An 18,728-nucleotide genomic window follows, 5' to 3' on the forward strand; every position below is an offset into this window, starting at 1 on the left:
TCGCCTTCACGTCACTCCGATAGGGGTGTGCGGCTGCGGGCGGCGTGCAGGGGCAAAAACGGGCTGAGGTCGGCGCGCACCCCGGATGCTCGCACGCGGCCGTCGTGACGCGCTTTCTCCCAGGTCACTGTTCCAGTGGCAAGTTCTAACCAGGTGTGGGGGTTCATTTCGACCGTGTTGGGTGGGGTCCCTCGCGTGTGCCGTGGACCGTCCACGCATTGCACGGCCCCAGCGGGAGGTACCCGCACTTCCACAGCGTTTCCGGGGGCAACCTGAGCAAGTTCTTCGAGGAGGAACCGAACAGCCATGGTCAAGGTGGGTCGGGATTCGTCTCCGTTGCGCCACGCATCGAGCGCGGTGCGGCCGGCGATGGGGTCGATTTTCCGCCGTGGGGGCATGGTCCTCTCCTTCATGGTGATGGTTGTTCCGGACCACACGACACCGTGCGATCGCGTGTGTTCCCGCCTGGATATTGGGTTCAGAGTACGCCACAGGCCGCCCCCGTGCGGGGGGGCGGCCTGTGGCGGTGTCACTGATGAGTGATATCACTCATGGGGCCATACGGTGGATCAGATCACGCCTAGGGCGAGAATCGCATCGGCGACTTTGGTGAATCCGGCGATGTTGGCACCTGCAACGTAGTTGGATGGCTGACCATATTCATCTGCGGTGGTTGCGCAGTTCTTGTGGATGTTCGCCATGATGGTGTGCAACCGGGCTTCGGTGTGTTCGAAGGACCACGAGTCACGGGACGCGTTTTGTTGCATTTCCAACGCGGACGTGGCCACACCACCGGCGTTTGCCGCCTTACCTGGGCCAAAGAGCACTCCGGCGTCTTGGAAGAGGGAAACCGCATCGGGGGTGCAGGGCATGTTTGCGCCTTCTGCGACGGCTTTCACACCGGACTCGATGAGTTTTTGCGCTGAGGCGGCATCGAGTTCGTTTTGTGTCGCACAGGGCAAGGCAATGTCAGCGGAGACATCCCAGATGTTGCCCTTCGCAACGAAGGTAGCACCGCGGCGGTCAGCGTAGTCAGACACGCGTCCACGTTCGACTTCTTTGACCTGTTTGATGAGGTCAACGTCAATACCTTGCTCATCGAGAATGTAGCCGGACGAGTCGGACAGTGCGACAACGGTGGCACCCAACTGCTGGGCTTTTTGTGCTGCGTAGATCGCCACGTTCCCGGACCCTGAGACGACAACGCGTTTACCGTCGAAGGAATCATTGCGGGTTTTCAGCATTTCGTTCGCGAAGATGACCGTTCCGTACCCGGTCGCTTCTGTGCGCACAAGCGAACCACCCCAGGAGAGACCTTTTCCGGTGAGGACACCGGATTCGTAACGGTTGGTGATGCGCTTGTACTGGCCGAACAGGTAACCGATTTCGCGCCCACCAACACCGATGTCTCCGGCTGGAACGTCGGTGTGTTCGCCGATGTGCCGGTACAACTCGGTCATGAATGATTGGCAGAACCGCATGACTTCAGCGTCGGATTTTCCCCGGGGGTCAAAGTCGGACCCACCTTTTCCACCACCGATAGGCATACCGGTGAGGGAGTTTTTGAAGATTTGTTCAAACCCGAGGAATTTGATGATCCCCAAGTACACCGATGGGTGAAACCGTAGCCCACCTTTGTAGGGGCCCAGTGCGGAGTTGAACTCGACGCGGAAACCCCGGTTGATTTGGACTTGTCCCTTGTCATCCACCCAGGGCACCCGGAAAATGATTTGGCGTTCTGGTTCACAAATTCGCTGGAGAACCGCAGCGTCCGTGTACTCGGGACGTTTCACAAGCACTGGTGCGAGCGAATCGAACACTTCGCGCACGGCCTGGTGGAACTCAGCCTCACCAGGGTTACGACGTAGAACTTGCTCAAAAATTGGAGCGAGCTGTCCTTCCATCAGGGACTCTCCTTCACGATTGTGGCGCCGTGGTGTGATCACCGCCATAGCGCGTAGGCGTCCATTTTTGCTGTGCGTCTCGAAACGGACGATCCTGTTGTCTCAACTTCCAGAGCGAGCCTACATCTAGAACAGGCGTCCAAGATAGGGACATTGGCCCGCAACACGCGAGAATCGTTGATATTTTGCCCCTGGCGGCCACTTCCTTGAGCTGTGCATTTTACAGGGACGTAACACAGCGGTAACACGCCGTCTTGAAGAGTGGCACGCTCGCACCACCCAGGCTGTTTTCTACGCCAAAACCGGGCTTTGCTCGTGCTCCGATGTCGTTGACACGGACGCCCGTAACCACTCGGCGATTCCACACACCGCATCGGTACACCCCCCGCACCCGGTGGTCGCCCGTGTGCTGTGCGCAAGGTCCTCGGTGCTACGAGCGCCATTGGTCCACGCGGTGACGAGGTCGCCTTTGGTCACGCCGTTGCAGCGGCAGATGGTGGCTGTGTCGGGGATACGGACGGGGGTGTTGGTGGCGGTTGGGCTGGGTTGTGGGCTGGCAAGCAGGAGGTGTGCTGGGTCGTGGGGTAGGGGCGTTTGGTGGGTGTAGGTGCTGATGAGGGTGTGGGCGACGGGACCAGCCCCAATGCAGGTGGCGGCGGTGATGTGTCCGTTGGTGATGGTGAGGCTGATGTGACGGTTGGTGTGGGGGTCGGTGAGTTGGAGGGTGCGTGGTGGGGTGGTGCTGGGTTGGGTGTGGGTGGTGCCCATGGTGATGATGTCGATGCCGGTTCCTTTGACGGTGATGATGTCGGTGGGGTTGTGCGTGGTGGTGGCGGGTGGGGTGGGTGTGTGGTTGTGGAGGGCGGCTGCGAGGGTGCGTGCTTGGTCCCACCCGGGGGCGATGAGTCCTTGGTATCCGTGTGGGGGTTGCGCGCAGTCGCCAATGGCGTAGATGTGAGGGTCGGTGATGGTGGAGTGGGTGGGGGTGACGAGGACACCGTGGTCGGTAGCGATCCCGGCAGTGTGGGCCAGCGTTGTGGTAGGGGTCGTTCCGGTAGTGAGGACGAGAAGGCCAGTGGGGATGGTGGTGCCGTCAGCGAGGGTAAGCCCGGTGACTGTGTTGTGGTAGGTGGTGACACCAGTTGCTGGGGTACCCGTGTGAACGGTGATCCCCCGTTCGGTGAGCATGGTCGCTGCGATTGCGCTGGCGGTGGAGTCGAGTTGGGTGTTCATGAGGGTTCGCGGGTGGACGAGGGTGACGTCTAGTCCACGGTTGGTGAGTGCTGCTGCGGCTTCGATTCCCAGGACACCGCCGCCAAGAACAACTGCGTTGGTGGTGTTGAATGTCGCGGCAATGATGTCGCGGGCATCGTCGATGGTACGCAGGACATGAACACCGGGGATGAGCGATGCGCTGGCCGGGTGTCGTTCGGCCGATGCGGGCGGGTGGGGTGCCCGGAGGATCCCGGTGAGGTTGGGGATGCGTGCATTCGCTCCGGTGGCAAGGACAAGGACGTCATAGGGGTGGGTGGTTCCAGTGGAGTCAACGACGGTACGCAGGGCGCGGTTGATGGAGGTGGCGCTGGTTCCGGTGTGGATAGTGACGCGGGGGTCGGTGATGGTGGGGAGCCCCACCGCGGTCACATCGTATTGTCCGGCAACGACCTCAGACAAGAGAACCCGGTTGTAGGGGTCAGTGTCTTCGGCTCCTAGAACAGTGATCGTGAGGGTAGGGGCGGTGGGCGAGTTGATGGCGCAGAGTTCGTCAACGAACCGCGACCCCACCATCCCGTACCCGATGACGACAACATTCATGCGATGTCCTCCGTGACTCGTGCAAGCTGGACGGCGGCAACTTTAAACTCAGGCATCCCCGAAATGGGGTCAGTGCTGGGGTTAGTGAGTCTGTTCACGCTGCCCACTCCAGGCCAGTGGAAAGGCATAAACACCGTGTCTCTGCGGATAGTTGATGTGAAACGCACGGCAGCCCGGGCGCGACCACGGGCGGTGGTGAGGAGCACATCGTCACCTTCAGTGATGCTGTACACCTCGGCGAGGTGGGGGTGGATTTCCACGTAAGGACCAGGGACCGCTTGCGTTAACGCAGCGACTCGGCGGGTTTGTGCACCAGATTGATAATGCTGAAGCAGACGCCCAGTGACCAGGAAAACAGGGAACTGGGCCGACACAGTGTCACCGGGGCCATCGTGCTGCACCGGCACCAACGCAGCGCGCCCACTCACGGTGGGGAACACATCGGTAAACAGTCGGGGCGTACCAGGGTGGTTCGGCCCAAGAACAGGCCAATACAGTCCTGACCCATCAACACCACCAGTGACCCGTTCGTGCTCATCGAGGCGGGCATAACTGAGACCAGAGTAGTCAGCCCGCCCACCCGCGCTCGCTGCGGCGAGTTCATCAAACACCTCTGACGGGCACGTAGACCACACCCCTGGAGCGTGCAGCCTGCGCGCAAGTTCCTGCCACACCCACAGTTCCGAACGTACCTGCCCCGGCGGGGACACTGCCGCCCGGCGACGCACCACCCGCCCTTCCAGATTAGTCATTGTGCCGTCTTCCTCCGCCCATTGCGCAACGGGAAGGACCACATCAGCGAGTAGCGCCGTTTCCGAGGGCACCACATCACACACCACCAACAGATCCAACGCCGCCAACCGGTCCTGAACCCGCCTCACATGCGGCGCAGAAACCACCACATTCGACCCATGAACAAGGAGCGCTCGCGGGCCGCCTGGTTGCCCGAGGCTGTTCAGGAGCTCAACTGCTGGTTGCCCGGCGCCGGGGAGGTCATCTGGGTGAACACCCCACACGGAAGCGACATGTTCGCGGGCTTGTGGGTCGGTGATGGACCGGTATCCCGGGAGCTGGTCGGCTTTTTGGCCGTGTTCTCGGCCTCCTTGCCCGTTTCCTTGACCGGTGAGGGTGCCAAATCCTGACCCTACGTTGCCCACTAACCCCAGGAGTAAAGCGAGGTTGATGGCAGCGGTCACCCCGTTTGTGCCTTGTCGCGACTGTTCAATTCCACGTCCGGTGATGATGTAGGCACCGCGACCACCGTGGTGGGGGCTGGCAGCTGCGAGGGTGCGGGCAACCCACCGAAGCTGTTCCGCTGCTACCCCGGTCAACTGTGCGACTCGTTCTGGCCACCAGGGGGAAAGCGACGCCGCGAGCGCGTCATACCCTTCGGTGCGGTTGGTGATGTAGGTGTGGTCGGCAAGTTTTTCCATGACGACAACGTGTGCGATCCCAAGGAGGACGGCGAGGTCTGTGCCTGGTATTGGTTGGAGATGCGCCCCGTGGGTTGAGTGGATTCCTTCTGGTGGGATGGGTCCGGTGAGTTCTGCGGTGGCGGTTCGTCGCGGGTCAAGGACGATCAATCCGCCGCGGTTGCGTGCCCCCTGGAGGTGGGTGACGCAGGGGGGCATGGTGTCGGCTGGGTTGGAACCGACAAGGAGGATGGCGTCTGCCCCGGTCAGGTCGGTGAGGGGGAAGGGCAGCCCTCGGTCGATCCCTAGTGACCGGTTCGCGGCTGCGGCTGCACTCGACATGCAGAACCGTCCGTTGTAGTCGACGTTTTTTGTGCGTAACGCGACACGGGCAAATTTCCCCAGTTGGTAGGCCTTTTCGTTGGTGAGGCCACCGCCACCAAACACCGCGATAGCGTCCCGGCCATGTTCCGCTTGGATTGTGGTGATTGTGCTGGCGATCAGGTCAAGGGCGTCATCCCATGACGCTGGCGTCAGGTGTCCTGCTGTGTTGCGGATGAGTGGGGTGGTGAGCCGGTCGGGGGTGGTGAGGACCTGCGGTGAGGTCCACCCTTTTTGGCACATCCCCCCTTGGTTGGTGGGGAACTGGCGTGGTTCCGCACCAACCGATGCGTCCCGTTCGCTAGTGGGGGCAGGTGCACCACTGGAGGGTGGTGTACCGGGTGCGGAGGTTAACCGCATCGCGCATTGCAGTGCACAGTACGGGCAGTGTGTGTCCGTCATGCGTGCCCCTTACACACCTTCCTGGGCGAACACGGAGGACCGGCGCACATACAACACCCAGGTGAGGGCGCCCATGAGGAGGTACACCCCAATGAACACGATCAGCGCGGGAATAAGAGAGCCTGCCAGCGATGTGGACATGGCAAATCCCCGTGGGATAAGAAACCCGCCGACCGCCCCGATCGCCCCAGCAATACCAATGCATCCGGCAGCTGCCTGGCGGGCTGAAGCCAGCTTGTGTGGGGCCACCCCGGTGCGGAAGACGGCCGGGATCATCCGGTACGTTGACCCGTTCCCCACTCCCGATGCAGCAAACAGCAGGAGGAAAGAAAAGAAGAAGACAGTGAATGACCCTGTGTGAAGGCCAAGGATCGCCCCTGCCGCCCCCACTGCCAGTCCCCCAAAACACACCACGGTCAGGCGCGCCCCACCCACACGGTCAGCGAGCATCCCACCCAGCGGTCTAGTTAGCGCACCCACCAGAGCACCAAGGAACGCAATCGACAGCGTCACCTGCGGGAACTCGTTCTTCAACAGGGTGGGAAACGCCCCAGAATACCCAATGAACGAACCAAACGTACCAATGTAGAGGAACGAAATGAGCCACGTATGCGGGTGGCGTCCCGCGCGAGCAAACGTGCGCGGGTCCGAGGCCACATCATGGAGGTTATCCATCCACCGCCACGCCACAAACGCGGCAATGACAATGAGCGGAATGAACATGAGCCCAGCACGGTTCAACGCCACCCCAGCACCAGCAGTGACCACCAACGGCACAACCATTTGCACCAGCCCGGTACCCAAATTCCCGCCGGCAGCGTTCAACCCTAACGCTTTACCTTTGTCACGTTCTGGGTAGAAGAACGAAATGTTGGTCATTGAGGACGCAAAGTTCCCTCCCCCAAACCCTGCCAGACTTGCCACCACAAGAAGGGTCGTGAAACTGATCTGCGGGTTCGACACCGCCCACGCCAACCCCACCACGGGGATAAGAAGCAGAAGCGCAGAAATGATCGTCCAATTACGTCCCCCAAAAATCGGGACAGTGAAGGTGTACGGGATGCGCATGGCAGCACCGACGAGACTTGGTACTGCGATGAGCCAGAATTGTTGATCCACACTCAACACAAAACCAGCCTGAGGGAGCATCGGGACGGTCACCGACCACAACGCCCACACACAAAAACCGAGGAACTCGGCGTAAATTGACCCGTACAGGTTACGCCGTGCCACCCGGTGACCGCCCTGCTCCCACTGCACCGGATCATCCGGGTTCCAGCCACGAAGCCACCGGCCCCGCTCTCGCACAAAGCCACCCCTATCACCGGTTTCGACAACCGGTGACGGTTCAGTGTGTGTTGTTGGTGGTGTGATCGACGTCGTCATGAGTCATCCCCCAGCTCGCCTGGTAGCCACAAATACGGACACCAGCGAACCTATCCACCCGATGTTTCCACCAGACGCCGCGACCAGTGACACCGCGGTAACAATGACCGCACACACCACCCACACCGTTGTGAGATGACGACAGCGTGCTCTACCTCAGGTGATGGGCCAACCGAAACAGTTCAGGGACCGACGACGTTGGCGCATCGTCTGGTTCCGTGGCCAGATCAGCGATCAACCCACCCAAGGTGGGCGTGAACTTGAAACCATGCCCAGAACACGGTGACGCCACCACGACCCGCCCACACCGGTCAAGAACAAAATCGTTGCTCGGTGTTTTGGTGTAGGTGCAGGACAAAAACTCGCTGGCATCCGGGTTCAACCCCGGCAACCATTGCCGCACATAATCGCGGTGCAACGCGTCATCACCAGCGGCGTAAGTGAAAGTACGCGTGTCAGCGGTGACGGTGCGACCATAGGCGTTGAACCCCACTTTGATGCCCTCACCAGGGGTCGCCAACCCGTACACAATGCCAGGCCACCTAGTCGGTTCACCTGTGACCGGGTGCGTTGGGGCATGATCGTGTGTGAACGACGGCCACGTATCCTCAGCCATGGGGTTTGGGTCCCCCGACGGCAAAGACTCCGCGAGCGCAAAGTGCGCTGGGGCGACCTCAATAACATCCAACGGCAACGCCTGATCCACACCAGTGGCCCTTGGCGCGAGAGCATTCATCCACCCGCCCGTGGCTAACACCACCCGTGACGCTGTGAGTGTCTCCCCCTCAGTGACAACCTCAACGAACCCTGGGTGCTGACGCACATCAATCACCCGGGTATTGTGACGCACCTGCGCGCCGTGCCGGACAGCTTCCTGCTGCAGCACCGCCACCGCCAAGTCCGCATTCACACGCCCCGCCGTACTGTGCTCAAACAACACCTTGCCCTCACAGCGCATCCCGGGCCAGCGTTCCCGCGCCTCAACAGCGGACAGCACCTCAACGGGGATACCCGCATCGCGCATCGGCTGTTCGAAATCCACGGGCGGAAAACCGTGGGACACCAACCCCACCCTGCTGAGCAGGTTCACACCCGACTCCGCCTCAAGGAGGTCCCACTCCCCTAGCGCCTGCCGCATCAACCCCACATACTCGGGTTGCGCATACGTGGTCCGGTAAATACGGGACCCCCCATGTGAGGACCCGCGCGTGTGCCCCACAGAAAACTGTTCACACACCACCACTGAACGCCCACGCCGGGCCAACTGCCATGCGGCGGCGGAACCCATTGCCCCGCCGCCCACAATGACCACGTCCCATTGGGCAGACACCAGAAAGCACCTTACCCGAACAGTGTCGGCAACGTCGCGGTGTGGATGTCGCGTGCTTCACTGAGCGCGATGCTGAACAGGCCATCCACAGCGAGCGCCGCTTCTCCGTTGTCGTCGTGCCCCACTTCACCGATGCGTGCGTGTGGCACGGATCGACCCACCAGGGAGTCCACAAAGCGAACTTCGTCTTCTCGTGGCACAGCCACCAGGACCCGGGCGGTGGACTCGGAGAACAGGGCCGCGAACTGGCTGATGGAGTCACGCTCAACGATCGGGGTGATGTCCACGCGGGCACCCACACCGTAACGCAAGCATGATTCCAGGAGCCCCTGGATGAGGCCTCCTTCGGAGAGGTCATGGGCTGCTGAGACCAGTGAATCACGGGCTGCGGTGACTAAAACAGCTCCCAGGGCACGTTCGGCGGGGAGGTTCACCAATGGTGGTACCCCGCCAAGGTGGCCATGGATAACGTCAGCCCACGCGGACCCGTCGAGTTCGTCGCGGGTGGTGCCAAGCAGGTAGATGGCGTCGCCTTCGTTGCGCCACCCTGAGGTGACGGAGTGGCGGACGTCGTCAATGACTCCAAGGACACCGACCACGGGTGTGGGGTGGATGGAGGAGTCAATGTTTCCTGGTTCTCCGGTTCCGTTGTAAAGGGAGACGTTTCCACCGGTCACGGGAACAGTCAACTCCATGCAGGCATCCGCGAGACCTTCAATGGCTTCCACCAGTTGCCACATGGAATCGGGGTCTTCTGGGGACCCGAAGTTCAAGCAGTCGGTGATGGCCATGGGGCGGGCCCCAGCAGCGGCCACGTTGCGGTACGCCTCAGCGAGGGCGAGTTGCGCACCAGTGCGGGGGTCAAGTTTGCCGTACCGCCCGTTGGCGTCAGTGGCAATCGCGACCCCGAGGTTGGTGGATTCATCGACGCGGATCACACCGGCGTCATCGGGTTGTGACAGCGCAGTGTTGCCTTGAACGTAGCGGTCGTACTGGTTGGTGACCCACTCCTTGGAGCACAGGTTCGGTGAGCCCAGGAGTTGCAGCGCGGTGGCGCGCAACTCGTCTGCTGTGCTGGGGCGAGCTAGCCCGGCTGCGACTGTTGTGTTGCGGTTGAGGGCATCTTGCCAGGCGGGGCGGGCGTAGGGGCGGTGGTAGACCGGCCCTTCGTGGGCCACTGTGCGGGGGTCCACATCGACGATGCGGTGCCCGTGGTGGTCGATGGTCAGGCGACCCGAATCGTTCACTTCCCCAACCACGGAGGATTCCACATCCCATTTGGTCGTGATGGCGAGGAACTCGTCGAGTTTGTCAGGGCGGACGACAGCCATCATGCGCTCTTGCGATTCTGACATGAGGATCTCACCTGCGGTGAGGGTGGGGTCACGCAGGAGAACGTCATCGAGCCATACGTGCATGCCGCCGTCACCGTTGGAGGCGAGTTCGGAGGTGGCGCAAGAAATACCGGCAGCACCGAGGTCTTGGATTCCCTCAACAACACCTGCATGGAAAAGTTCCAGGCAGCATTCGATGAGGACTTTTTCCATGAAGGGGTCTCCCACTTGCACGGATGGGCGTTTGGTGGGGACGCCATCTTCGAAGGTTTCGGAGGCGAGGATCGATGCGCCACCGATCCCGTCACCACCGGTGCGGGCCCCGAACAGGACCACTTTATTGCCGACACCTGATGCGTTGGCCAAGTGGATGTCTTCGTGGCGAAGAACACCCACGGCGAGCGCGTTGACCAGGGGGTTGCCTTGGTAGCAGGAGTCGAAGACGAGTTCTCCGCCGATGTTGGGAAGGCCGAGTGAGTTTCCGTATCCGCCGACTCCTGCGACGACACCGTGGACGACGCGTGCGGTGTCTGGGTGGTTGACGTCTCCGAAGCGGAGTTGGTCCATGACGGCGACGGGCCGTGCACCCATGGAGATGATGTCGCGGACGATCCCGCCGACTCCTGTTGCTGCGCCTTGGTAGGGCTCAACGTAGGAGGGGTGGTTGTGGGATTCGACTTTGAAGGTCACTGCCCAGCCGTCGCCGATGTCGACGACGCCTGCGTTTTCGCCGATTCCGACGAGGAGGTTTTTCGTCATCTCGGGGGTGGTTTTGTCACCGAAGGTGCGCAGGTGGACTTTGGAGGATTTGTAGGAGCAGTGCTCGGACCACATGACGGAGTACATGGCGAGTTCGGCTGCTGTGGGGCGGCGGCCGAGGATGTCGCGGATGCGTTGGTATTCGTCGTCTTTGAGTCCGAGGGATGCGTAAGGCTGTTCCTCGTCCGGGGTGTTCGCTGCGTGGTCGACGGTGTCCGGGGTGGGCGTGCTGGAGGCAGTCATTCGTTCCCTCATGAGTGGTGTGCGCGGCGCGTGGGCGCATCGGCAAGACGCTTTGATTCTAGCCGGTGTGGGGTGGTGGAGGGTGGGGGTGTCTCAACACCTTGTCGGCAACCGTTTAACGTGGTGAGCGGCACATGAGGGTGGGGGTGCGTGATAGGAACGGGGTATGAGACGTGTGATGTGGGTAGCAGCGTGTGTGATGGTGGCGGCGGTGGTTGCTGGGTGCGGTGGTTCTGCGCCGGGCGGGGAGGCGAACCGCCCGGCACCGTCGGCGTCTGAACCATTATCCTCACGCGCACCTGGGGACGCCACGACACGTGATGACGACGTGGCGTTGTCACCCTCGGCAACGGTCACGGTAGATGGTCAGGGGTGGTCCGTGACTGGTGGGCGCGTCGTCTCTGGTGATCCTCACTCCGGCGCCGTGGTGCGGGTACCTCTGAGCAAGAACGGTACGGTCGCTGTGGCCCTGGAGGGGCCAGATGGGTTGGCTGCGCAGGTTGAGGTTGATGGCACCGTTGCAGTGACGGTCGAGGGTGAGTTTGTTGTGGGGTTGTCCGCTGCGCGTGAGGTCGCAAGTGGTGATGGGGCTGGGGATGTGGTGGGCAGGTGGGCGGTGCGAGAGGGCGGCGCGCTGGTGGTGGAGCTTGCCGATGCGCCGGTGACGCACGACGGGTCGGTTGCGGTCACAGTGGGCATAGATTCTGTGGGGTCTGTCACATGGGGGGTGGCGGAGGGAGGGTCGTCGTTGGCGGTGACTCCGAGCACGTGGGGTCGCGCTGGCGGCGTCACGGTGGCCCGCTTCGGGTGGGCTGACGTTGTGGAGCGTGACGCTGATGCTGATATTCCGGGGATGGAGGAACAGTTTGCTTGTCACGCGTTGGGCGCCTCGGCGAAGGACACGTGGAATCTGGAACCGTGGCGTCCTGCGGTGCCGCTGCCGCAGATGATGGCGGCGCTATGTAACCCAGAGTCACAATAACCCGAGACGAGGGTTGCGCTGAGGTAAGCCTAACCTTTACTGTTGCTGTCAGTCAGGAATTACGCAACGCTACCGTTCCGTAATTAATGCGAAAATATCCGACCCGGCAGGAAGACACGACCGTGAAGACAACCACGAGGTCCACCCTCGGAATCAGCGCAGCCCTCGCCACCCTCCTGGCACTTGGAGCATGCAGCTCTGAAGCCCAAGGCGACAACGCCGCCGACACCACCGCAGATTCCGGTGACACCATCAGCGTGACTCACGCACAAGGCACCACTGATGTGCCCGTCAACCCCGACACGGTCTACACCTTCGACCTAGGTGTCCTTGACTCCCTCACCTCACTGGGTGTTGACGTTGCCGGTGTCCCCGACGCCGTCTACCCTGCCTCACTGTCGCAATACGCCTCCGACGACTACGCCAAAGTCGGTTCCATGAAAGAACCCGACCTTGAAGCAATCGCCAACGGCGACCCCGACCTCATCATCATCTCCGCGCGACTATCAGAGTCCTACGAAGAACTCTCCAAAATCGCCCCCACCATTGACCTCACCGTCGACGCCACCGACCCACTGCCCTCCTTCACCGAACACACCGAAACACTGGGCAAAATCTTCGACAAGGAAGACGAAGTGGCCGGGAAACTCACCGGCATCACCGAACAAATTGACTCCATCAAAGCCGAGGCAGCCAACGCTGGTAACGCTCTGATCCTCATGACCTCCGCCACTGAAGTCACCGCATACGGCGCCGGGTCCCGCTTTGGTCTCATCCACGACGTCCTCGGTTTCCCCACCGCCGCCGACATCGCTTCCGAAGGCCCACACGGTGAAGCCGTATCCTTCGAGTTCGTCAAAGAAACAAACCCTGACATCCTCTACGCGATCGACCGTGACGCTGCCTTCGGTGAATCCACCGACGCCTCCGAGGCTGTCCTCGACAATGAACTCGTCAACTCCACCAACGCCGCCAAAAACAACAAGATCATCAACCTTGACGGTGGCTCCTGGTACCTCGTGGGATACGGGCTCAACAACCTTCCCGCCATGATCGGCGAAGTCGCACAAGCCCTGTAAACCCCACCACACCCTCGCATCGACAAGGTCACGTCATGGCACTGACAGCAGTCGAACCAGCCCAGGCCGTGTCCATCACACCCGTGACGGACACGGCCACCGGCCGTTCACGCCCCTACCTGCTCCTGAGTGGCGCACTCGCCACCGTCCTCCTGCTCGCCGTTGTCTCCATGTTCGTCGGAGTCTCCGACGTGAGCCTCCCCCGCCTGGCTGCAGGCGACCAAGGCGCGTGGGAAATCCTGTGGATCTCCCGCATACCACGCACCCTGTCCGTCATCCTCGCGGGCGCCGCTCTCGCAATCGCAGGGCTCATCATGCAACAGATGGCCCGCAACCGGTTTGTGGAACCCTCCATGGTCGGGACCGTCGAATCCGCCACACTCGGCATTTTGATCGTGACAGTTGCCCTGCCCGCTGCACCCATCATCGCGAAAATGGGCGTCGCTGCTGTCTTCGCGCTGATCGGCACGTGGATCTTCCTCAGCATCATCAACCGTCTGCCCACCCGCAACACCCTGCTCGTGCCACTGGTCGGGATCATGCTGGGCGGCGTCATCGCCGCCGTCACCACGTTCTTCGCCTACCGGCATGACCTCCTCCAAACCCTCAACACCTGGATGATCGGCGATTTCTCCGGGGTCCTTCGCGGCCGATACGAACTATTATGGCTGGTCGCAGCAATGACACTCGCGGGTTACCTCGCCGCTGACCGGTTCACCGTCGCTGGGATGGGCGCCGACTTCACCACCAACCTTGGCCTGAACTACCGGGCCATCATGCGCCTGGGAATGACTATCGTTGCGCTCATCACCGCCGTTGTTGTCGTCACCGTGGGCGCGATCCCGTTCCTTGGGTTGGTTGTCCCCAACCTGGTTTCCATGATTTTTGGGGATAACCTGCGCCGAGCCGTACCCTGGACTGCACTGTTTGGAGCCGGAATTGTGCTGCTGTGTGACATCGTTGGACGCACCATCCGCTACCCCTACGAAGTTCCCGTATCCATGGTCATGGGCGTGGTGGGGGCAACCTTTTTCCTTGGGATGCTCCTGCACCGGCGCCGCACCGGCGCCTTGTAACACCGGCCCCCTGTTTTCGCTGACCTGCCCGCCACCACATCAGGATATTGTCGATGCCCCACCCAGCTCGCGTGCTCGCCTCACCCTCTGCACGCCGACCCCACCTTGCGCTTGCCTCACCAGCCGGTGTGACCGCACTGCTGACCATCCTCGCCGTGCTGTCAGTGGCTGTGTTTCTCACGCTGGGGCTTGAGGGAAACATCGCCTACATCCTGCCGCGCCGCATCACCCGAGTCAGCGCCATGGTCCTCGTCGGTGTGGCCGTTGCTTTATCCACCGTCATGTTCCAAACAGTGACTGCGAACCGCATCCTCACCCCATCCATCATGGGGTTTGATGCCCTGTACCTGCTGCTGCAAACCGTGGTGGTGTTCGTTTTTGGGGCCAGTGCCTGGCTCACCACCGACCAATCCGTGCGCTTCCTCATTGAAGTGGCACTCATGGTGACGTTCTCGTTCCTGCTCTACCGGTGGCTGTTCACCGGGGCAGTCACCTCACTTCACCTCATGCTGCTCGTCGGGATTGTTCTCGGAACCCTGTTCCGTGGGCTCGCATCACTCCTGCAACGCCTCATTGACCCCAGCGAGTACATTATTTTGCAAGACCTGTTCTTCGCTTCGTTTAACCTGGTCGATCCCGTTCTCGTGTGGATTTCAGCAGCACTTGTTGCCGCGTGTGCAGCTCTCGCATGGCGGATGCGCCACATCCTCGACGTCATGGCACTCGGCCGCTCCCACGCGATCAACCTGGGGGTCAACCATCACCGCACCGTCATGACAGTGCTGGTCATGTCGTCGCTGCTGGTTTCTGTGTCAACCGCGCTCGTTGGGCCAGTCACATTCTTTGGTTTGCTCATCGCCTCCTTGGCCTACCAGATGTGCCGCAGCTTCAGCCACGGCTGGATCCTTGCCATCACCTCCCTGCTGGGCATCATCACTCTTGTTGGGGGTCAACTCGTCCTGGAGCACGTCTTCGGGTTCGCGACCGCCCTATCGATCGTCATCGAATTCACCGGTGGCATTGTGTTCCTATTCCTGCTGTTGAGAGGCTCGTTGAAGTGATCCGCATTGACAACGCACGCAAACAATTCGGTGACCTCGTTGCCGTCAATGACGTGACCACCACAATCCCAGCCCACGGAGTCACCTCCATCATCGGTCCCAACGGCGGCGGTAAATCCACGCTGCTGTCCCTCATCTCACGGCTCGCCCCCATGGATGGGGGCCGCATTGAGGTGGGTGGCCTCGACGTCACCACCACCCCCAGTCGCCAACTCGCCACAACCATGGCGATCCTGCGGCAAGAAAACCACCTGACGATGCGCCTTTCCGTACGCGACCTCGTTGCGTTTGGGCGCTTCCCCCACTCCCAAGGCCGCCTGACCAGCATCGATCGGGAACACATCGACAAGGCGATGGCCCAACTTGACCTCACCAGCATGGCCAACAAATTCGTGGACGAACTCTCCGGCGGTCAACGGCAACGCGCGTTCATTGCCATGGTGCTCGCCCAAGACACCACCTACCTGCTTTTGGACGAACCTCTGAACAACCTCGACATGAAACACTCGGTCGAAACCATGAAACTCATCCGCCGCTTGGCAGACGAGTTCGGGAAAACAGTGGTGGTTGTGGTCCACGACATTAACTTCGCGTCCTGCTACTCCGACCGCATCCTTGCACTGCGCGACGGGAACCTCATCTGCGAAGGCACCCCCGACGACATTATGTCCACCGATGTTCTGCGCACCATTTACGACATTGACATCCGCATCGAAAAGATCGACGGGAAACGGATCGGCGTGTACTTCACCTAACCGATCTGGCCGTGCCCCCGCACCGCCCTACCGGGCGGCGCGGGCACCACGGGAGTCATCACGGATCTGCCCTACCAGTTCCTCCAACACATCCTCCAACGTGACCACACCCAACAACTGGGCGTGCGCATCGTCAACCACGGCAAGGTGAGCACCAGCCCGTTGCATCGTGGACAGCACTTTTTGCAACGAATCCTCACTGGACACGGTGGGCATGGCGCGGATGAGTTCAGAAGACACCGGTACGTCACGCTGATCGTCGGGGACCACCAGGAAATCCTTGATGTGAACGTACCCGACCGGGCGGTGGTGACCGCCCTCTTCCGCGTGAGGACCCAACACTGGGAACCGGGAAAACCCTGCTAATGCCACGTGTTCTGCCTGCTCCGGGGTGAACCCGTGGGGTAGACAACGCAATGAAGGCATCGGCAAGACAATGTTCTCCACTGAGCGGGACTGGAAGGTCAACGCGTTGAGCAGTAGTTGCTCATCTTCCGCCGTGATCAACCCACCATCACGGGATTCCTCCACCAACCCGGACACTTCGTCTCGGGTAAACACTGAGGTCACTTCGTCTTTGGGTTGCACTTTCATGAGGCGCAACACACCGTTACCGATGCCGTTGAACATGGTGAGGATCGGCGCAAAGATCTTGTACAACACCACAAGAACTGGGCCTAACACCACAGCCATCCGTTCCGGTCCGGCAAGCGCGATGTTCTTCGGCACCATTTCCCCAAACACCACATGCAGGTAGGTGACAAGAGACAACGCGATCGCGAACGCGATGGGGTGCACAAAGGTGTCTGGGACACCGGCGGCGTGAAACGGTGGTTCAAGGAGGTGGGCGATCGCCGGTTCGGCCACATACCCTAACGCCAGGGAGCACACAGTGATCCCCAGTTGGGCGGTTGCCATCATGAGGGACACGTGTTCAATTCCCCACAGTGTCATGCGTGCGGCCCGGCCCCCTTGTTGGGCGCGGGGTTCAATGATGCTGCGGCGCGCAGAAATGAGCGCAAACTCTGCACCAACAAAAAACGCGTTAGCGAGAAGAAGCCCGATCGTCAGGGCGATCCCTGTGGCGGCGTTCATGATGGTGCTCCGTGATTGTCGATGCGCTGCTGGCTTCCGGTGCGGGGGCTCGGTGCGCTTGTGTGCCGGGAGGCGTGGGGGCGCACTGCGTCGGTGCGGTGGCCTTTGTGTGCGTGGCCGTGCACGGTGATGAGGATCCGCTCAATTCGGTGACCGTCCACTTCGGTCACCATGAGGCGGGCCCGGTAGCCGGTGCGGATCGCGTCAGCTTCCTCGGAGTGGTCATCTTCAATGACCTCACCCACCTCTGAGATGAGGAGGGCGTCGCCCACTGATGCAAGGCGTCCCAGGTGGAGGTTCATGAGACCGGCAAGTGTTTCGTAGTCTTCGTGCTCAGGGATGGGGAATTCCATGACGTCGTTGACTTCGTCGGGGCGCATGGAAGCGTCGAAGGTCCAGGAATGGTCGGAGATCACTTCGATGGATCCGTCATCTGGGTCGTGTTCGTCGCGTACTTCACCGACGAGTTCTTCAACGAGGTCTTCAAGGGTGATCAGCCCTGCGATGTCGCCTGTTTCGGAGATGAGAACAGCCATTTGGAGGTTGCCGGACCGCAGTGTGTCCATGAGGTCATCAAGTTCTAAGGTGTCTGGAACGTAGGTGGCGTCACCCATCACTGTTCCTACCGCCGTGGTGGCACGGTCGTGGTGGGGTACTGCGAGCGCGGAGCGGACGTGTACGATCCCGTCTACGTGGTCGCTTCCTGGTGTCATGACAGGGAAGCGGGAGTAGCCAGTGTCTTTGGCGGTGATCAGGACGTCCTGCGCTGTGGCGGTGGGGTCGATGGTGACCATGCGTGAGCGTGGTGTCATGGCGTCGTGGGCGCGGCGTTCCCCGAAGGCGAAGGATTTTTCGACAAGTTGGGCTGTTTCGACGGGTAGTGCGCCTTGGTCAGCGGAGTGGCGCACAAGGTAGGCGAGTTCTTCAGCGGATCGGGCTGAGGCGAGTTCTTCTTGTGGTTCGATGCCTAGTGTTCCAATGACTTTGTTGGCGGTGCCGTTGAAGAACTTGATGAGTGGTGCGGTTGCGCGGACGAAGCCGCGTTGGAATCCGGCGACGGTGCGTACTGTTTCCCAGGGTTTGGCGATGGCAAGGTTTTTGGGGACGAGTTCACCGAAGATCATGGTGGCGCCGGTTGCGAGGATCAGTGCGATGGCGATGGACACGGATCGTGCTTGTCCACTGCTCAAACCCCAGGTTACGAGGGTGGGGTAGGTGAGTTGGGCGATGGCTGGTTCGGCGAGGAACCCGATGCCGAGGTTTGTCACGGTGATGCCTAGTTGGGCTCCGGACAGTTGGGTGGACAGGGTTTTCACTGACGTGAGGACGCCTTGGGCACGCCGATCACCGGCGTCTGCATGGGCTTTCACCGTGTTTTTGTTGACGGTGATCAAAGAAAACTCGGCTGCGACAAACATGCCGCAACCAATGATGAGAACGATCGCTGCAAGGATCGAGATCACTTCCACGTGTCCACCTCCCCTGTGTTCATGCGGGTGGGGAGGTGGCTGGGACTATGACCAGGGTTGTCCACGATGGCCTTTCTCTTGTGGCAATTCTTGGGGGTGCGTGTGCACCGGTAGTTCTCACTGTAAACGGCAAGTGGGTGTTCTTGGTAGATGTTCAATCATTTTCACACCTGTGCGGCAACGTGCGGGCAGTTGCACCCATGTGACCCTTCGCCCTGTGGATAACTCACTATTTTCGCTGTTCT

14 protein-coding genes are annotated in these 18,728 nt (G+C 61.0%); 5 read left to right on the forward strand and 9 right to left on the reverse strand.

What is annotated here, in order from left to right; genetic code table 11:
• Nucleotides 1–11: 11 nt before the first annotated feature.
• The 7 genes from JDEN_RS11820 to purL all read right to left on the reverse strand — a co-directional run bounded on the left by JDEN_RS11820 (nt 12) and on the right by purL (nt 10,966).
• A complete protein-coding gene (locus JDEN_RS11820; RefSeq protein WP_015772603.1) occupies nt 12–398 on the reverse strand; it encodes a sterol carrier family protein in 387 nt (128 codons plus the stop codon).
• A gap of 171 nt (nt 399–569) precedes the next feature.
• Nucleotides 570–1,904, reverse strand: coding sequence for an NADP-specific glutamate dehydrogenase (gene gdhA / locus JDEN_RS11825; RefSeq protein WP_015772604.1), 1,335 nt, complete (start codon nt 1,902–1,904; stop codon nt 570–572).
• 291 nt (nt 1,905–2,195) lie between these two features.
• On the reverse strand, nt 2,196–3,719 hold the full coding sequence (locus JDEN_RS11830; RefSeq protein ID WP_015772605.1) for an FAD-dependent oxidoreductase: 1,524 nt from the start codon (nt 3,717–3,719) through the stop codon (nt 2,196–2,198).
• Nucleotides 3,716–5,914 carry a molybdopterin oxidoreductase family protein gene (locus tag JDEN_RS11835; protein ID WP_015772606.1) on the reverse strand — a complete coding sequence of 733 codons (2,199 nt, stop codon included), beginning with the start codon at nt 5,912–5,914 and terminating at the stop codon, nt 3,716–3,718. The genes JDEN_RS11830 and JDEN_RS11835 overlap by 4 nt, the downstream gene beginning before the upstream one ends.
• Before the next feature lie 9 nt (nt 5,915–5,923).
• On the reverse strand, nt 5,924–7,300 hold the full coding sequence (locus JDEN_RS11840; RefSeq protein WP_015772607.1) for an MFS transporter: 1,377 nt from the start codon (nt 7,298–7,300) through the stop codon (nt 5,924–5,926).
• Nucleotides 7,301–7,451: 151 nt separating this feature from the next.
• Nucleotides 7,452–8,630: an FAD-dependent oxidoreductase gene (locus JDEN_RS11845; protein ID WP_015772608.1), complete on the reverse strand. Its 1,179-nt coding sequence runs from the start codon at nt 8,628–8,630 to the stop codon at nt 7,452–7,454.
• Nucleotides 8,631–8,641: 11 nt separating this feature from the next.
• Complete coding sequence (purL, locus tag JDEN_RS11850; RefSeq protein ID WP_015772609.1) at nt 8,642–10,966, reverse strand: phosphoribosylformylglycinamidine synthase subunit PurL; 2,325 nt, start codon at nt 10,964–10,966, stop codon at nt 8,642–8,644.
• Nucleotides 10,967–11,132: 166 nt separating this feature from the next.
• On the opposite strand from purL, the gene JDEN_RS13275 reads away from it, so the two are divergent.
• From JDEN_RS13275 to JDEN_RS11875, 5 genes are all read left to right on the forward strand, one after another.
• Complete coding sequence (locus JDEN_RS13275) at nt 11,133–11,948, forward strand: DUF2599 domain-containing protein (protein ID WP_015772610.1); 816 nt, start codon at nt 11,133–11,135, stop codon at nt 11,946–11,948.
• Between the two features lie 122 nt (nt 11,949–12,070).
• Nucleotides 12,071–13,027: a siderophore ABC transporter substrate-binding protein gene (locus JDEN_RS11860; RefSeq protein ID WP_015772611.1), complete on the forward strand. Its 957-nt coding sequence runs from the start codon at nt 12,071–12,073 to the stop codon at nt 13,025–13,027.
• A gap of 35 nt (nt 13,028–13,062) precedes the next feature.
• Nucleotides 13,063–14,103, forward strand: coding sequence for an ABC transporter permease (locus tag JDEN_RS11865; RefSeq protein WP_015772612.1), 1,041 nt, complete (start codon nt 13,063–13,065; stop codon nt 14,101–14,103).
• A gap of 53 nt (nt 14,104–14,156) precedes the next feature.
• On the forward strand, nt 14,157–15,164 hold the full coding sequence (locus JDEN_RS11870) for an iron chelate uptake ABC transporter family permease subunit (protein WP_015772613.1): 1,008 nt from the start codon (nt 14,157–14,159) through the stop codon (nt 15,162–15,164).
• Nucleotides 15,161–15,919, forward strand: a complete 759-nt coding sequence (locus tag JDEN_RS11875) for an iron ABC transporter ATP-binding protein (RefSeq protein WP_015772614.1) — start codon at nt 15,161–15,163, stop codon at nt 15,917–15,919. The genes JDEN_RS11870 and JDEN_RS11875 overlap by 4 nt, the downstream gene beginning before the upstream one ends.
• Nucleotides 15,920–15,946: 27 nt before the next feature.
• Here the strand turns inward: JDEN_RS11875 and JDEN_RS11880 are convergent, their stop codons facing one another.
• Together JDEN_RS11880 and JDEN_RS11885 are read right to left on the reverse strand one after the other, a co-directional pair.
• On the reverse strand, nt 15,947–17,014 hold the full coding sequence (locus JDEN_RS11880) for a hemolysin family protein (protein WP_015772615.1): 1,068 nt from the start codon (nt 17,012–17,014) through the stop codon (nt 15,947–15,949).
• Complete coding sequence (locus JDEN_RS11885; protein ID WP_015772616.1) at nt 17,011–18,483, reverse strand: hemolysin family protein; 1,473 nt, start codon at nt 18,481–18,483, stop codon at nt 17,011–17,013. The genes JDEN_RS11880 and JDEN_RS11885 overlap by 4 nt, the downstream gene beginning before the upstream one ends.
• Between the last annotated feature and the right edge of the window lie 245 nt (nt 18,484–18,728).

This window comes from Jonesia denitrificans DSM 20603, from assembly GCF_000024065.1.
GTDB lineage: Bacteria > Actinomycetota > Actinomycetes > Actinomycetales > Cellulomonadaceae > Jonesia > Jonesia denitrificans.

What these genes read in the sequence shown, in the direction of transcription:
- JDEN_RS11820 (WP_015772603.1), bottom strand. Translation starts at nt 398, where the DNA reads ATGCCCCCACGGCGGAAAATCGACCCCATCGCCGGCCGCACCGCGCTC.
- gdhA (WP_015772604.1), bottom strand. Translation starts at nt 1,904, where the DNA reads ATGGAAGGACAGCTCGCTCCAATTTTTGAGCAAGTTCTACGTCGTAAC.
- JDEN_RS11830 (WP_015772605.1), bottom strand. Translation starts at nt 3,719, where the DNA reads ATGAATGTTGTCGTCATCGGGTACGGGATGGTGGGGTCGCGGTTCGTT.
- JDEN_RS11835 (WP_015772606.1), bottom strand. Translation starts at nt 5,914, where the DNA reads ATGACGGACACACACTGCCCGTACTGTGCACTGCAATGCGCGATGCGG.
- JDEN_RS11840 (WP_015772607.1), bottom strand. Translation starts at nt 7,300, where the DNA reads ATGACGACGTCGATCACACCACCAACAACACACACTGAACCGTCACCG.
- purL (WP_015772609.1), bottom strand. Translation starts at nt 10,966, where the DNA reads ATGACTGCCTCCAGCACGCCCACCCCGGACACCGTCGACCACGCAGCG.
- JDEN_RS13275 (WP_015772610.1), top strand. Translation starts at nt 11,133, where the DNA reads ATGAGACGTGTGATGTGGGTAGCAGCGTGTGTGATGGTGGCGGCGGTG.
- JDEN_RS11865 (WP_015772612.1), top strand. Translation starts at nt 13,063, where the DNA reads ATGGCACTGACAGCAGTCGAACCAGCCCAGGCCGTGTCCATCACACCC.
- JDEN_RS11870 (WP_015772613.1), top strand. Translation starts at nt 14,157, where the DNA reads ATGCCCCACCCAGCTCGCGTGCTCGCCTCACCCTCTGCACGCCGACCC.
- JDEN_RS11880 (WP_015772615.1), bottom strand. Translation starts at nt 17,014, where the DNA reads ATGAACGCCGCCACAGGGATCGCCCTGACGATCGGGCTTCTTCTCGCT.